Source organism: Mycobacterium sp. HUMS_12744610 (genome assembly GCF_041206865.1).
Taxonomy (GTDB): domain Bacteria; phylum Actinomycetota; class Actinomycetes; order Mycobacteriales; family Mycobacteriaceae; genus Mycobacterium; species Mycobacterium servetii.
Genome location: NZ_JBGEDP010000001.1, coordinates 4490142 through 4504533, shown reverse-complemented (window position 1 = coordinate 4504533; position 14392 = coordinate 4490142). Strand labels below are relative to the sequence as shown.

At 63.3% G+C, this 14392-nt stretch carries 17 protein-coding genes and 4 pseudogenes; 7 read left to right on the top strand and 14 right to left on the bottom strand.

The genetic code is table 11. The annotated features are described in order from the left end of the window. Positions 1-107: 107 nt before the first annotated feature. The gene (locus tag AB8998_RS21755; protein ID WP_369739721.1) at positions 108-530 is read left to right on the top strand and encodes an SRPBCC family protein; all 423 of its coding nucleotides are present in this window, start codon (positions 108-110) and stop codon (positions 528-530) included. A gap of 186 nt (positions 531-716) precedes the next feature. Here AB8998_RS21755 and AB8998_RS21750 read toward each other — a convergent pair. The 9 genes and pseudogenes from AB8998_RS21750 to AB8998_RS21710 form a co-directional block, all read right to left on the bottom strand. Then, positions 717-797 (bottom strand): annotated as a pseudogene (locus tag AB8998_RS21750) (hypothetical protein); the annotation flags it as partial. A 79-nt stretch (positions 798-876) separates the two neighbouring features. Next, positions 877-1300, bottom strand: a pseudogene (locus tag AB8998_RS21745) (ATP-binding protein); the annotation flags it as partial. 7 nt (positions 1301-1307) lie between these two features. Further along, positions 1308-1754, bottom strand: a complete 447-nt coding sequence (locus AB8998_RS31705; protein WP_475582075.1) for a transposase — start codon at positions 1752-1754, stop codon at positions 1308-1310. Next, positions 1703-2473 (bottom strand): IS110 family transposase, encoded by a 771-nt coding sequence (locus AB8998_RS21735; protein WP_369739720.1) that lies wholly within the window; start codon positions 2471-2473, stop codon positions 1703-1705. Before AB8998_RS21735 ends, AB8998_RS31705 begins: the two co-directional genes overlap by 52 nt. 186 nt (positions 2474-2659) lie before the next feature. Next, positions 2660-3052 (bottom strand): ATP-binding protein, encoded by a 393-nt coding sequence (locus AB8998_RS21730; RefSeq protein WP_369739719.1) that lies wholly within the window; start codon positions 3050-3052, stop codon positions 2660-2662. Further along, positions 3025-3324, bottom strand: coding sequence for a hypothetical protein (locus AB8998_RS21725; RefSeq protein ID WP_369739718.1), 300 nt, complete (start codon positions 3322-3324; stop codon positions 3025-3027). The genes AB8998_RS21730 and AB8998_RS21725 overlap by 28 nt, the downstream gene beginning before the upstream one ends. Before the next feature lie 43 nt (positions 3325-3367). Next, positions 3368-4603, bottom strand: coding sequence for an IS256 family transposase (locus tag AB8998_RS21720; protein WP_369741377.1), 1236 nt, complete (start codon positions 4601-4603; stop codon positions 3368-3370). A 104-nt stretch (positions 4604-4707) separates the two neighbouring features. After that, positions 4708-4881, bottom strand: coding sequence for a hypothetical protein (locus tag AB8998_RS21715; RefSeq protein WP_369739717.1), 174 nt, complete (start codon positions 4879-4881; stop codon positions 4708-4710). 38 nt (positions 4882-4919) lie between these two features. Beyond that, complete coding sequence (locus AB8998_RS21710; RefSeq protein WP_369739716.1) at positions 4920-5438, bottom strand: hypothetical protein; 519 nt, start codon at positions 5436-5438, stop codon at positions 4920-4922. Between the two features lie 466 nt (positions 5439-5904). Between AB8998_RS21710 and AB8998_RS21705 the strand changes: the two genes are divergently transcribed. Next, the gene (locus AB8998_RS21705) at positions 5905-6195 is read left to right on the top strand and encodes a transposase (protein ID WP_369739715.1); all 291 of its coding nucleotides are present in this window, start codon (positions 5905-5907) and stop codon (positions 6193-6195) included. Continuing rightward, positions 6192-7127 (top strand): IS3 family transposase, encoded by a 936-nt coding sequence (locus AB8998_RS21700; RefSeq protein ID WP_369739714.1) that lies wholly within the window; start codon positions 6192-6194, stop codon positions 7125-7127. The genes AB8998_RS21705 and AB8998_RS21700 overlap by 4 nt, the downstream gene beginning before the upstream one ends. Positions 7128-7221: 94 nt before the next feature. Here the strand turns inward: AB8998_RS21700 and AB8998_RS21695 are convergent. Beyond that, positions 7222-8360, bottom strand: a protein-coding gene (locus tag AB8998_RS21695; protein ID WP_369739713.1) for an IS3 family transposase whose coding sequence is annotated in 2 segments (ribosomal slippage) — positions 7222-8090 and positions 8090-8360 — 1140 coding nt in all. Because the reading frame shifts where the segments join, the coding sequence is not laid out codon by codon here. Between the two features lie 422 nt (positions 8361-8782). Between AB8998_RS21695 and AB8998_RS21690 the strand changes: the two genes are divergently transcribed. The 4 genes from AB8998_RS21690 to AB8998_RS21675 all read left to right on the top strand — a co-directional run bounded on the left by AB8998_RS21690 (position 8783) and on the right by AB8998_RS21675 (position 11352). After that, a complete protein-coding gene (locus AB8998_RS21690; protein ID WP_369739712.1) occupies positions 8783-8929 on the top strand; it encodes a hypothetical protein in 147 nt (48 codons plus the stop codon). Positions 8930-9179: 250 nt separating this feature from the next. After that, positions 9180-9632 carry an SRPBCC family protein gene (locus AB8998_RS21685; RefSeq protein ID WP_369739711.1) on the top strand — a complete coding sequence of 151 codons (453 nt, stop codon included), beginning with the start codon at positions 9180-9182 and terminating at the stop codon, positions 9630-9632. Between the two features lie 422 nt (positions 9633-10054). Continuing rightward, entirely contained in the window at positions 10055-10363 is a 309-nt protein-coding gene (locus AB8998_RS21680; protein WP_369741695.1) for an MmpS family transport accessory protein, read from the top strand. Between the two features lie 347 nt (positions 10364-10710). Further along, positions 10711-11352, top strand: a complete 642-nt coding sequence (locus tag AB8998_RS21675; RefSeq protein WP_369739710.1) for an MMPL family transporter — start codon at positions 10711-10713, stop codon at positions 11350-11352. A gap of 112 nt (positions 11353-11464) precedes the next feature. Here the strand turns inward: AB8998_RS21675 and AB8998_RS21670 are convergent. From AB8998_RS21670 to AB8998_RS21655, 4 genes and pseudogenes are all read right to left on the bottom strand, one after another. After that, positions 11465-12241, bottom strand: a pseudogene (locus AB8998_RS21670) (IS1380 family transposase); the annotation flags it as partial. Between the two features lie 128 nt (positions 12242-12369). Beyond that, positions 12370-13341, bottom strand: a complete 972-nt coding sequence (locus tag AB8998_RS21665; protein ID WP_369739709.1) for a DDE-type integrase/transposase/recombinase — start codon at positions 13339-13341, stop codon at positions 12370-12372. Positions 13342-13349: 8 nt separating this feature from the next. Continuing rightward, positions 13350-13679: a hypothetical protein gene (locus AB8998_RS21660; protein ID WP_369739254.1), complete on the bottom strand. Its 330-nt coding sequence runs from the start codon at positions 13677-13679 to the stop codon at positions 13350-13352. An 83-nt stretch (positions 13680-13762) separates the two neighbouring features. Then, positions 13763-14392, bottom strand: a pseudogene (locus AB8998_RS21655) (transposase); the annotation flags it as partial.

Below are 14392 nucleotides of genomic sequence, written 5' to 3'. Positions count from 1 at the left end.
CTGTCCTGGACGCGCGTCCCCGGGGCTGATGCGGCCTGTCTAACACCCGCCGGGCTGCAGCCGGGCGTGCGGCATTCATCGAGTCGACCCCGACTAAGGGAGCCACCATGCACGCGACCGCCACCACCACCGTTGCCCGCCCGATCGAGTCCGTCTGGGCAATCCTGACCGATCACGAAGGTATGTCGAACTGGGGCCCAGGGGTGACCGTGACCATCGACCGGCCTGGCAGTCCCGAGCCGAACGGTCTTGGCGCTGTGCGTCGGATCAGTACGCCCGGCCCAGGACCGGCGATGACCGAAGAAGTGGTGGCCTTCGAGGTCCCGAACCGGTTCGGTTACGCCGCCCGCTCAGGCGTACCCATCCCCGGTTACCAGGGCGAGGTACGCCTCACTCAACACGAGGGGCAGGGAACCCGCATCGACTACACATTGTCGTCCACAGCGTCGTTCCCGCCGGTGAAGCTCGTGCTCGCGGCTCTAAGCCAGGTACTGCTGCGGCTGCTCGCCCGGGCCGCGGCGAAGTCCTGAGTCTAAAGGCACCGGCATCTCGGACGTCTTGCGGCACGGAGGAGCATCGGGGCGGCTCACACCGAACGTGCGGATCGCTCGTTCACTAAGCTCGAACGGGACGCTGAACGGCATCAACTGTGCCTTGCGTACCCGATTCAGTAGCGTCTGTGGCGCACGATGCCAAGCTTGTCGGCCACCGACCGGCAGCGTGCGCCCGTCGACCTGCTCGGCAGGATCCAGCAGCCTCAGGCCGATCAACATCCGACGCGCCATCGATCGGCCCATCCCCGTGGTGGCCACCCGATCTGTGTTTCGTCAAGTGCCTTGGGCCCACTGTCGTCGTGAATTTTGGCCCTACCGTGGATCAGGTGGTGCGTTTGGTGCGGTTGGTCGTGTTGCTGGTGCGTAGCCGGTAGGACTTGGTGCCGGTCTAGATGATGTGGGCGTTGAAGGTGATGCGGTCGACGATGGCGGCGACCAGGCGCGGGTCGGGGAACACGGTGCCCCACTCGCTGAACGGGAGATTGGTCGCGATCGCCACCGAGGCGCGTTCTTCGCGTTCGGTGATGATCTGAAACAGCAATTCCTCCGCGGGAGTCGATTTGGACGTATCCGAGTTCATCGAGGCAGAGCAGATCCAAGCGCCCGTACCGAGCCAAGACGCGGGAGAGGACACGTTCATCGGCGGCTTCGACGAGTTCGTTGACCAACTGGGCGGTGGTGACGTAGCGGACCCGACGTCCCTGCTCGCAGGCCGCCCGCCCGAGCCCGATGAGCAGGATGCTTCTATGTCTGTCAAGCCGCCGTTCTGGTGGTGGTTGATTGCGCGTGGGTCTGCATGATGCGGTAGACCTCTCGGGCGATGGCGCGTTTGAGGCAGCGATTGATGTCGCGGGGAGTTTTGCCCTCGGCGGTGCGTCGCGCGGCGTAGGCCTTGGTGGCCAGTTCGAAGCGCAGTCCGGTCAAGCAACGGTGTGCAATGCGCGGTTGAGCTGGCGATCCCCGGCCCGGTTGAGGCGATGGCGCACGGTAGCGCCGCTGCTGGCGGGGATGGGAGCCGCGCCGGCTAACTAAGGCGGCGAATGCGGCTTCACTGCGGACGCGGTCGCGGTGTGACCAGGAAATGAGCAGTTGCGCTGCGGTGATAACGCCAATACCGGGTCGTTCAAGCAGTTGTGGGCAGGCGGCGGCTACGAGGAGCTCGAGTTCGGTTTCGTGTTCTGCTGCTTCAGCTTCGAGCATGAGTGCACGCCGCGCGGTGGCCCGGATCGCACGCACCGTGGCCCGGTGTTCGATGGAGTGTGATGGCAAGGTGCGGAGGCGTGCGCAGCGGTTGAGCTGTTCGTCAGTGGTGCCGCGGCGCAGCTGATCGCGCAGCGCCTGGGGGCGTTGACGATCATGGCTTTGAGTTGTCTGATAGCTTTGGTGCGAGCCAGGATTGCGCCTTCGCGTGCGGTCAGCAGGACGCGCATGGCTTCTCTGTCGCCGCGAGCCCGTGGGGCTGCCAGATGCTCAAGGGTTAGCGCTTCGCGGGCAGTTCGTACCGCATCGAGATCATCGGATTTAGCTCCGTCGCGACGGGCGGGACGTGCCGGGCGGTCGATCTCCACGACCCATTCGCCGCGCTTGAGCAGGTGGGTGGTCAACCCTGCCCCGAAACTGCCGGTGCCCTCGACGGCCCAGACCCGCCGACCCCGCGCGTGCGCAGCGGCGAACGCGTCGAGCTCGCGAAATCCAAACGCGTCAGTGGCCACGGTAAGGCGTTCCTTGAGTCCACCGGTAGCGGTGATGACCGCGGCGGTGTGCGAGTCGCGGTGGGTGTCGACGCCGATGACGAAGTCGACTTTGTCTGCCAGCATGGGTGTCATGGCGTTCTCCACATCTGTTGGGTGCATCAGGTTGGCACCGGCCCTGGATGGGATCACCGTGTGGCAAGACTGTGATGAGGCACGGCCCGACATTCGGGTCGGCCAGGCGTCTGATCAGGCCAGTCGTGGTGGGCCAGGCCGGTGCCGGTCACCATCGACGACATATCCAAAGCAAGGGCACCTGCCGCGCGGGGTGGGCCAATGAGTCTTTAGGGTCAGTCGCGGTCACCGACACCGACCCTTCCACTTGGCGGCGCCGGAACTCTTCCGAGTCCGTTTTCAAGACTCACAATGGGTTTTGCCGGTGCCGGAGTCACCGAGCAGCACGACGAGCTCGCCGGCATCCATGTAGTGCCCGGCAGCGAGCTGCCCCAGCGTTGCAGGTGCGATACCGGTCACGGCGTCGCTGTTGAACTCCGCCAACCGTTTCGGCCCGGGGAACTTGGCCTCGTTGACGGAGCGAGCTAGGCGTCGTTCGGTGCGGTCATCGACCTCTGCGGCCAAGACCTCGGCCAGATAGAGCAGATGGGTGTGACGTTGCCGTGCGGCGATCTCGGCCAGCCGAGCGGCTTCGGTGCGCACGGTGGGCAGGTGCAACTCACGGGCCGAAGCCCCGATCGAGGCCTGCGCCGCGGCATCGGTGCTCACCGGCTTGCTGGCGGTGGTGGCCATGATTCGCTTCCGGTCAGCAGGTCGTCGTAATCGGTCAACGACGGAGCGGGACGGTCGTAGCGGGCCAGCGCACCGAGCGGAACCACCGGCGCGATCGCCGCCGTATCGCGGCGAGCGTCGATGAGTCCGGCCTGGTCCATCGCGGCGGTCAACGCCGAGGCGGCCATCGTGCGGTGCGCCAACAGGACTGTGATCAGCGCGCGGGTTCCGGCGGCGTCACCGCGCGCCGTGCGAGCAGCGTCCCAGTAGGCCGGTGGCTGGGAGCCTGTCACGATTTCTGTGTAAGTCAGAGGTGATTTGACTACGAGTTGTATTCTAGCACAATGGGATTCGCCCAGGGAATAGTCTGGCGAGTGTGTTGAGCGCCACAGTCCAGTTGTGCGTTCCAGTACCCGAATAGCCTCCTCTCTCGCTGGAGATGTTGCGCAGCCCGAGGTACAGCAACTTCATCGCGGCGTCCTTGTCCGTGAAATGACCACGGTTCTTGGTGATCTTGCGCAACTGGAAGTTGATCGACTCGATCGCATTGGTGGTGTAGACGATCTTGCGCAACTCCACCGGATAGTCCAGGAACGGAACGAATTCCCCCCAGGCGTTGTGCCACACGTCAATTGCACCCGGATATTGGGCGCCGAATTGCTGGTCGAACTCCTTGAGTGCGAGTTCGGCTCCATCGACGGTCGGCGCACTGTAGATCGCCCGCATCGCGGTGGCGACCTTCTTGCGGTCCTTATAAGACACGAAGCGCATCGCATTCCTAATGACGTGCACGACGCAGGTCTGCACCACGGTATCGGGATAGATCGAGCGGATCGCATCAGGCAGACCGGTCAGCCCGTCGCAGCAGGCGATGAGGATGTCGCGCACCCCGCGGTTGCGCAGGTCGATGACGACCTTCTGCCAGAACTTCGCCCCCTCGGAGTCCTGGATCCAGCAGCCCAAGGCGTGTTTGCGGCCCTCCAGATCCACGCCAATGGCCAAATAGGCGACCTTGGTGGTGATGACCCCGTTGTCGCCGATCCGCAGCCGCAGCCCATCGATGTAGAGGATCGGGTAGACCTCATCGAGCGGGCGGGCCTGCCAGGCCTTGATCTCATCGACCACCACCTCGGTGATATTGGAGATCAACTCCCGCGACACCGACGCCCCATAGACCTCCTGCAGGTGGGCTTCGATATCGCGGGTGGTCATTCCCCGTGAATACAGCGACAACACCACCGAATTGATGTTGTTGAGCCGGCGGGTCTTCTTCGGCACAATCGCCGGCTCAAACGAGCCGTTGCGATCACGCGGCGCATCGATCTGCACCGGGCCGTTGACGGTGGTCACCGTTTTCGGCGTGGTGCCGTTGCGCGAATTTCCCGATCCGCGTCCGGCCGGATCGCCGGCCTCATAACCCAGATGGTGGGTTAGCTCCGCATTCAGCGCCCGCTCCAGCACGGCCTTAGTCAGCTGGTTCAGCAAACCGTCCGCGCCGTCGATCGGGGTCCCGGTCTTCACCGCATCCTTAATCAACGAGTCCAGCGTCTCTTCGGTGAACATCTCGGCCAGCCGCCGCGCCGCGGTCGTCTCCTCAGCCGGCATCTGCATGGTCTTGGTCACAAAACACTCCTTCTGTCCGCCCAACGGCGGTCCGATGATGGACCACCCCGGACTTACACAGATGGAATGACACGCCCGTGGCTGGCGGTGAACACCCCGCGCCCCTTGGCCTGAGCCAGCGCCGTCGCTCCCGGCAGCGCGCCGGGTTTGGTCACCAGCACCTCCAGGTAGTGATCCAGGCACAGCACCTCGACGTGGCGTCCGACCGCCCGATCGTGGCGCGCCACCACCCGAGGCCCGTCGTAGACCTCGACACCACGAGCACTCAGCCGCGCCGGAAGCCGTCGACCAGCGTAGCGTGCCGGCACGGAGTAAAGCACTGCCGCACTGACACTCTGGCGCGTTTGTCGACACGAGCAGCCAGCAGACGGGCGCAGTCGAACACCTCGTCCGGCAACCCCATCAACGAGTCGTGCTCGGCGGCGAACGCCGCACCGACGGTAACCGGGCGCCCGGTGATCACCCGGTCGTCGTCGAGACGGTCGGCGACCGCGATCAAGGCGTTGAGGTCGGCCAGCGAGGCCCCCGCCGGGACCGGGACGAGGTGGCGGCGGCGAAAGCGTCCAAACTCGCCCTCCACTCCGCCCTTCTCATGGGCGCCGCCCAGGCCCGGGCGGCAGAAGAACGAGTCGAACCCGTAGTGGCTTCGCAGGGCGATGAACCGTTCGGACTCGGCCCGGTCGCGGCCCTTGAGAACCCGGATGACGGCGGGCTTGAGGTTGTCGTAGCGGATCCGCCCCGGCACCCCACCGAAGTACTCGAAGCCCAACACGTGGCCCTCCACAAACGCCTCCTGCGCCTGAGTGCCGAACGCGACGTGAAGGCTTTGCCCGGTGCGATAATCGCATCACCAAGGGCTTGGCGCACCGTCCGACGATGCGTGCCGTGCCGGTCTGCCAACTCGCGGATCGACAGGCCCTCAACCCGCCGATCCCTCCTGATCTTCTCGAACAACTCCACGCGTGACCGCATCCTGACCGACCCTCCCTGAGCGCCAGGAACGACGGGCGACAGGAACGATCTGAACGAGCATGGGGCCAACATTCGTGACGACACACCGCCCCACCCCGCCGGCAATGATCACCACCCCGGTGGGGCCAACATTCGTGAAGAACAACGGCCAAAGTGGGGCCAGATCAGGTGACCACACTCACCGATCCAAATCTCGCTTTCATCGGTCTTCGATGCCTTACAGCAGTGAGTGTGGCATTCCCCCGAGACCGTGGAGGCATCAGCTATAAGGAGTAGCGATGTCAGAGAAACGGAAGAAGTACGACCGGGAGTTCCGTGAGGGGGCTGTTCGGATCGTGCGTGAGACGGGTAAGTCGATCGCCCAGGTCGCGCGGGACCTGGGGATCCACGAGGGCACTCTGGGAAATTGGGTTGCCCAGGATCGAGAGGCGCGTGAGGGTCGTGGGGAGCTGACCCGCGACGATCTCGCCGAGCTCAAGCGGTTGCGGGCCGAGAACGCCGAGCTGCGGATGGAGCGTGATGTCCTCAAGCGATCAGTGGTCCTGTGGGTGAAGGAGGCGACGAAGTGAGCGTGGCACGCTTCATCGCTGACCAGAGGGCCAAATACCGGGTGCCGCATACGGTTACGTGCTTTCTGTTGGGGGTCAGCATGGCGTGGTTCTACAAGTGGATCAACCGTGCCGACGATCCTGATGGGTTGCACACCGACACCGATCGGCGCCGCGTTGCACTCGATGCCGCGGTCGCTGCGGCGTTCAAGGCGGCCAAGGGACTACATGGTTCACCACGGCTGGTCGATGACCTGCGTGATCTTGGTTGGCAGGTGTCGGAGAAAACGGTGGCCGACTCGATGCGCCGCCAGGGTTTGGTGGCGCGCCGCATCAAGCGCCGCAATGGGCTTACCAAACAGGACAAGACGGCACCGAAGTTCCCCGACCTGGTCAAACGAGACTTCACCGCGGCCGCGCCGAACTGCAAATGGGTCGGTGACATGACCGAGATTCCGACCGAGTCCGGGCAGAAGCTGTATTTGGCGACCGTGATCGATCTGTATAGCCGCCGGCTGCTGGGCGCGGCCATGGGCTTACACCCAGATGCCGAGCTGGCGTGCGCGGCCATCAAAATGGCCGTGGCCGCCCGCGGTGGCCGCCGAGTGATCTGGCGCGACGAGGAGTCCGAGCGGGTCATATTCCACACCGATCGCGGCAGCACCTATACCGCGGGCGCGTTCACCGCACTGTGCCGGAAGTTGGGGATTCGGCAGTCGATGGGCCGGGTCGGATCGTGTTTCGACAATGCTGCCGCAGAGGCATTCTTCTCCTCACTCGAATGGGAAGTGTTGTCCCGCAATCGTTTCCGTGATACTATCCAAGCGCAGGCCGTGGTCATCGACTGGTGCTACACCTTCTACAACCACCAACGCCGGCACAGCGCCGCCGACGGGCTCTCACCCGTCAACTACGAGATCAGGGAATCCAAGACCAAGCCGGAAGCGGCATAGGAAACCCTCCACGATTTCGGGGGAAGCACAGTGCGCAGCTTCTTGGTCACCTGCCGACGTGCGGCTGAGGGGGTCCCGTTTAGTGGTCCAGTCGCTATGCGACTTGGGGTTGGTGGGTCGTGGTCCACTGTAGAGCGAACTCGGTGGGGGTGAGTTCGCCATGGGCGGTGTGGGGTCGGTTGGCGTTGTAGTCACGGCGCCAGTCCTCGATGATCACGCGGGCTTCCAGGAGCGAGTCGAAGCGCCAGGCGTTGAGCAATTCATCGCGGAGCCGGCCGTTGAACGACTCGACCCAGGCGTTCTGCCATGGCGAGCCGGGATCGATGAATAGTGAAACGGCGCCGTTGAATCGGCACCAATCGTTGACGGCGCGGGCCACGAACTCCGGACCGTTGTCAAAGCGCACATAGGCTGGCGCGCCGTGGGTGAGGGCCAGACGGTCTAAGACGGCAACGACGCCGTCAGCGTCGATGCGGCGATCAACCTCAATGGCGAGAGCTTGGCGGGTGAACTCGTCGATCACGTTGAGCAGCTTTAGGGCGCGGCCATCAGCGGTGGTATCGAATTGGAAGTCCATCGCCCAGATCACGTTCGGTCGGATCGGTGACATCGCCCCCACGACGACACCGATGCCGGTCAACCGCTTCTTCTTGCGGCGCTGCGGGACCCGCAGGCCCTCCTCACGCCAGAGGCGGCGGATGCGCTTGTTGTTGGCCTGCCAACCAGCGCGGCGCGCCATCTTGGCGGCCCGCCGCCACCCCCAGCGGGGCCGGTCGGTGGCAAACCGGCGCAGCCAGGTGCGTAACTCGGCTTCCTCGGTGCTCATCGGCGGTGGGGCCAGGCGCATCGTGGATCGGTGGATGCCTACCACCGTGCAGGCGCGCCGTTGTGACACCCCGAACCGGTCGCGCAGCATATCCACGGCGCTGCGCTTGCGGTTCGGAGTTAGAAGTTTCCCGCCGACAGCTCCTTGAGCATGTCGATGTCAAGAGCCTGGTTAGCGAACATTTTCTTGAGCCGCGCATTCTCGGCCTCTAGTTCCTTGAGCCGCTTGGCGTCGCTGGCCTTCATGCCGCCGTATTGGGCCACCCAGCGATGCCAGGTCGACTCGGCGACCTCCAGGTGACGGCACACCTCGTCGAGTTCCTGGCCCGACGCCAGCAGCTTGTTGCCCTCGGCGAGCTTGCGGATGATCTGATCCGGCGTGTGCCGCCGGCGCTTCTTCGATGTCATGTCGTTGCCGATTCTTCCTGCCCGGCACACCGGGCAACAGAGTCACACAACAACTGGACCACTACGAGGGGCTCACCTCACGGCCATGTGGATTTTGCCCTCCACATCGGGCAAGCCGCCGTAACGGCCACACGCTCAAAATAGCTGAGGCACCACCACCAGCTACGCGCTCACAACAGGCAAGGCACGCCGATCTATCGCGCTGGACGCCACCGTCCGATACGATCGGTACCTGGAACCGAATGTATGGGTAAACCTAACGTGGTCATGTCAACGGAGCCTGGGCCACTGCAAATGCGGTCAGCGCGGGGTATCGGTATCCCGGCGTGCCGCGGTTACTTTGCCGTTTCGCAAGGAGAACGAAGTACTGCATCAGCTGCCGATGCTCCTGAACCTTTTAAGCAGATGAGGTGTCGAAGTATGTGGGTGATCTCCTCAACTACATGGACGCGCCCGACTGCTACACCATCGTTGCCCTTCGCACTGGCGCGGATGTCAGGGAACTGCCTTTCGCCGATTCCGCGCTGGGCTACTTCCAAGGGGTTGAACCCTGTTTTACCAATCGATGACGGCCCTGCGTTTCATGACCAAGACATCCCGCGGCCAACTAATAGCGGCTCTGGTACCTTACCAAGGCAATCTCCGGAGGTGTCGAATCTTACATACTTAGTAAAGGCCAAAATTGCTGATGCTCGCCTATAAGCTCCTATCCCTTAAGGATATTCCCTTGCGCTCTCACAGGTGTATATTTGCCCAAAGCGGAGAAACGCTGTGGTTCGCTCGCGTATCGCGCAGTCATATCACCCCGGCGGGCGCCATATGACAACCATATCGGCATCTAACACCATAGAACTACCACCTGAGGTGGTCTTCGACTACGTTTCTGACTTCCGGTGGATGCCGGAGTGGGTGTTTGGCTTGCATACCGTTGAGCCGGTCGGGGAACAATCCGTGGGCCTGGGCACCAAATTTACTGGGAGCGGCAAGATCGGTCCCATTGGGATGACCGGAACAGGTCGGATCCGCGAGTGGCAACCTAACAGACTCTTCACCGTGGAGGTTTTCACAAACAACGGGATTAAAGCATCATGTACCTCCACTCTGACACCGATAGAGCCTGAACTGACACACGTCGACATAACAGTCGGCTACTCTTTTCCGGGAGGACTAACCGGCAAATTTATCCAACGCGCTATCGAGCCGCTACTTGGTTCGGGTATCCGCTCTACTGTACGGACTCTTCGCCGACGGTGCTTAAGTGCTTCCTGCTAAAAAGATTTTCTGCCGATCGAGGGCAGACAACCATCAATTTCACCATCCCAATTGCGCTCAAGCAAAACATGGTTGCAACGCCGCACCTTGGCGCTAGTGGTACGTATGATCAGAAAGCGCAAGCCACATTGATGTTGGCTGCGCGCATAACGCTAAAATTTGGTTATCTTAAATCGAGTGTAGCTAGCTCTCGGAGGTAAAGCGTATTTAGACTTGCCACTTACCCAGTGTACGATTAGTGAGGGATAGGCGGTGAGAACTATTCCGTCGGCGCTGGACAAAACGGTGCTGCGTCGGACGCCGTTCAATGAAAGCACTGATCGTGCGGTCCGCTCACTGGTGTCGAATTGGTCAGGCGCTTTTTGGCGCGCCGTCACGGATGGGTCTGGGTGTTGATCGTTGGGCCTCTGGGCCGCTGCTAGATCCTACGTAATTACCCAAAAAGATGTGGCCGTGGAGCACCCGGCCGAACCGACACAGTCACCGTTGGCCAACATGACGCTCACGTTAAGCAAACCCAAGGACATTACGAGGCACTCAGTCGGAGTAATGCCGAGATCACCATCTCATATCTCGATGAGACCGGACAGACGAGGCTCTATATCGGAGCGTCGCCGTGGAGCATTACGGTTAAGACCAGCGATATCGGCTTTGCTGCCGGAGCGACAGCCGTGTCAGCTGATGGGCCATTGACGTGCAGAATCAGGGTGGACGGACGTCTCGCTGATTAGAAGACTGACGTGGGGACACGGCCATCGGTGAGTTGCAGTCTTCTGGCGTTCCGTAAGGCCACCGGCTAACGGAGAGGGTTTCTAGTCAGTGCGGAATGATTCACGGCTTTCAACTATCTCGGCCTGGGTTGGCAAATCCCGGCTACTGATTGTGGGTATTTGGATACTACTTGTACTCGGCTCGAACTTGTATGCGCCCTCGCCCGAGAGAATGGTTGTCGAGCACGGTCGTCCTATCCTCCCAAGTAACACGGTTTCTGGCCAGGCGATGCAGCGGATAGGCGAAGCCTTCGGCGAGTCGTCATCCAGCAACGAGTCGGTTCTCATTGTCGAGAAGAACAAGCAATTTGACGACGACGACCGCCAATTCCGAATTGTACTCCTGCATAAATTGGTGGCCCCATAAGAAAAGTGTCGAGTCGGCATTCGATACCTGGTCCGATCCACAGGCCATCGCGGTAAGCGAGAGCCCTGATAAGCAGCTGGCTTTCGTGCAGCTACACTTGGCTGGTGATCTGGGCACACCAACCGCATTCACGTCGGTAAATCAAGTAAAGTCGACCATCGATTCAGTAAAGAAGCCAGACGGCACCGCGATCTACCTTACTGGACTAAGCCAGGGAGCCTTCGACCAAATTCAGTCGGTCATGCACGATGTAGCAGTAATCGGCACCCTATGCGTAATTTTAGTTGGCATTTTACTCTTGTTAATTTATCGCTCAATGTTTATCGCACTCTTGCCGCTATTTACATTTTGGCTCGCCATCGGTGCAGCAACGCCGATAGTGAGCTTACTAATACAGGCGGGTCTGCTGCCCTCCTCGATGTTCACCAACGCGTTGATGAGCGCACTCATGCTCGGCGCGGGCACTGACTATTCGATCTTTTTCATTGGGCGGTATCAAGAGGGACGGCGTAACGGCCTCGATACTAACCTCGATTTTGCGCGCCGGTGGGGTGCGGCGGTGCTGAGCCCCGAAAGTCGCTGAATTGCTGTTGTTTTGGGCTTGGGGCAGGTTCGATCGGCCCGTGTCGCCGGGGTGGGCGGGCTTTCCCAGGGCCGCGGGTCTTTCGGGCTGTCAGGCACGGTGGTGGGGTTGTTCAGGGGAAGGCGGCGCGGAGGCGTTGCCAGGCGGTCGCGATGGCCGCGGCCCAGCGCCAGGTGGCGTCGATGCGCAGCCGAAGTTGGCGGGCGCCGCGGGTGATGCGGGCCGCGACGTGCAGCACCCGGTAGCGGAAGGCGTGGATTTCGCAGCGGGCCAGCTCCGGTGTGCCGGTGAAGCCGATCAGTTGGGCCCAGGCGACCAGGTCAGCGGCGGCCAGCACGATCTCTAGCCAGGCGGCGTTGGACTGGAAATCATGGCAGGGCAGGTTTGCCAATCCGGCGGCCTTGGCCTCGCGGATGCGGTCCTCGACGCGGGCGTGCTGGCGGTGCCGTAGTTCCAGCCCGGCCAGCTGGCCGGGCACGACCCCGGGCGCGGTGTCGGTGATCAACGCGGTGATGCGCATGCCGTCGATGTCGGTGAAGCGTAGCTGCGCCCCTGGATGGGGCCTCTCCTTGCGCAGGATCAGCCGGGTCCCGGAAGGCCAGGTCGATAGCCTGACCAGGGACGTGGCCTCAGCGACCCACGCCCCCTCGCGCAGGTCACCACCGGAGTCGATCGCCGGATACCAGCCCTCGGCGAGGTGCAGGGTGTCCACGGCATCCCAGACGCGGGCGTCGACGGGGAAACCGAAGGAGAACCCAACCCCCCGGTCGCGGCAGGCCTGGGCGAATCGGTGGGTGGCCCCCGCCGAATCCGAGCGCACCACCACCGCCGGTCCGCCCGGGTTCTGCGGGTCGGGACGCCAATCCGCCGGTAGCGAATCCAATGCCTGTGAGGTGTTTCTGACTTAACCGCAGAGATCGCGCGGGAAATTACCCAATGCATGGCGTCTCCCCGGTGGGGTTGGTGCTGGTTCGACGATGGTAGTCCAGGCGGCGTTGGCGTGCTCGGTCGAGGCCGTCACGACGGGCCTGGCGGATAGCCTCTCCACGGCCGGCGTGCTCGTCGTCGGGGGTCACATAGCCAATCGCTTCGTGGAGCCTGACGCAATTGTATTCGGTTCGCACCCTTGCGAGTTCGGTTTCCAGCAGCGCCCGGGTCGGTGATGGCCTCCAGGTGCGGCCACTCGCACTTGATGTGGCCGAAGAACGATTCGATCCACGCTTGGTCTTGTGGCACGCCGGGGCGACCATGGTGTTGGACGATGGCCATCAGGGCCATGAAAGCGCGGGTGTCGTGGGCGGTCATCGGCGGCCCGTTGTCGGAAACCGCCAGTAGGATCGGGCGGCGCGGATCGTCCGCGTCGAGGTCGAGGCGCTCGTCGGTCAGCAAATCCAACAGGTCCTCGATTTCGAGGGCGTGTTCGAAGACCACCTGCACCTGGGTGGTGGTCTCCTCGACGCTGACCAGGGTGTCGATCCACTTGCGTGACACCATATCGACGATGGCGAAGACGACGCGGCGAGCCCGGGTGAAGTGGGTCGCGTCCCAGATCCAAATCCGGTTGGGCGCCCACACCAGCCAGTCCGGCCAGGGCTTTTTCTCCGACCGGCGCCGTGGTTGAGGTGCCGGCAGGCTCAGCCCGTGGGTGATGAGCACCCGGCGCAGGGTGGCCGGCGCCACCCACACCAGCTGCTGGTAGGAGCCGCGGTGGGCCAGCTTGCGATGCGACCGGTCGATCGGACCCCACTGCTCGACCAGGTCGAGGATCGCGGCCACTTCCTCGGGCAGCAAACCGTGTATCGGGTGCCCGCCCGGGGCGCAGTCGACCAGGGTGCCAGTGTCGCGGCGCCGCGCCCGCCACCGGTGCACCCGCGAATCGGAGACCTGCCACAGCGCACACGCCCAGCTATGGGAGAACCCGGCTGCGACCGCCTCGTCGACCGTCTTGAGGACCAGCTCCTTCGCCTCGGCGGGGACCCGCGCCGGCACCGGTCCGCTCAGCCCCAGCCGGATTTTCCCCGCACAACCGCCAGCTCGATAGCCTGCGCCTTGACCGCCTCGGTCAACTGCGCGATCTCGGATCGTGCCGCCTCCAATTGCCAATCGCGTTGCCGGCCAGGACGCCCCGGCTTGCGGGCCAGGGCGGCCAGTGCGGCGTCTTTGACTGTGCGGCGTATCCCGATCACCGTTGACACGTCGACGGCCCACCTGCGCGCGGCCTCGGCCTGGCTGATCTCCCCGGCAGTGACCTGCAGGAAGATCTCCCACTTCGTCTCCGCCGACAGCTTCATCGGCCGCCGACGGCCGGACTCGTTCGACTCGGGCATGGATCGCTCCTCTCGGATCACCCGAGAAGACTCCCACCCTTGGGTAATTTCTCACCCCGATCTCTGCGGCGAAGTCAGACGCAAACCACCTGCTCAAGGACCGTGATGTGGTCGTCGGCGGTGTTCGAGCCAGCGTTTCCCTTGCGTAACAGCCCGGCCAGCGCCTCGCCGCCGGCGACCTCCGGGCGGTCCAAAAACGCCAGCAGCGGGTGATGGCCGAAGGACTTCTTCCACGTCGGGGCCGCCTCAGCCTTGTTGTCGGAATGGTCGATCACCAGGGTGGCGTCGATGTCGATATAGAGGGGCTGACCACGAGCGGGGGCGGCTCCGGCAGCCCAAGCCGCCGCCCGCGCAGCCGCCCGTGCGGCGCGAACCCCTGGCAGGTGCGCGGCGTCGATACGCTCATCGACCAGCCGCCACATCGTCGTCGTCGAGGCCTTCGCCCCGAACACATGCTCACGATCCCCGCACAGCTGCCCGACCCCGTCGATACAGTCCGCCCCGTCGGCCACCGCAGCAGCCAGATCAGCGAACACCGCCCCCGGAGCATAGGTCCACGGCCCCTTGTAGGTATCCGCCAAAACCGCCGTGACCTGCGCGGACAACCCCGTCAGGTCGGCCAGCTCACGCAACAGCCCCATCCCGGCGTGCGACACCACCCCACGACCGTCCGCCGATACTTTCACCCGCCGCGCCACCGCGATACTCTTCAC

Excerpts from the sequence above, each read along its gene's own strand:
- AB8998_RS31705 (WP_475582075.1), bottom strand. The coding sequence starts at position 1,754 with ATGCTCGAAGCTGAAGCAGCAGAACACGAAACCGAACTCGAGCTCCTC.
- AB8998_RS21730 (WP_369739719.1), bottom strand. The coding sequence starts at position 3,052 with ATGGCCACCACCGCCAGCAAGCCGGTGAGCACCGATGCCGCGGCGCAG.
- AB8998_RS21755 (WP_369739721.1), top strand. The coding sequence starts at position 108 with ATGCACGCGACCGCCACCACCACCGTTGCCCGCCCGATCGAGTCCGTC.
- AB8998_RS21705 (WP_369739715.1), top strand. The coding sequence starts at position 5,905 with ATGTCAGAGAAACGGAAGAAGTACGACCGGGAGTTCCGTGAGGGGGCT.
- AB8998_RS21735 (WP_369739720.1), bottom strand. The coding sequence starts at position 2,473 with ATGTCGGGCCGTGCCTCATCACAGTCTTGCCACACGGTGATCCCATCC.
- AB8998_RS21685 (WP_369739711.1), top strand. The coding sequence starts at position 9,180 with ATGACAACCATATCGGCATCTAACACCATAGAACTACCACCTGAGGTG.
- AB8998_RS21660 (WP_369739254.1), bottom strand. The coding sequence starts at position 13,679 with ATGCCCGAGTCGAACGAGTCCGGCCGTCGGCGGCCGATGAAGCTGTCG.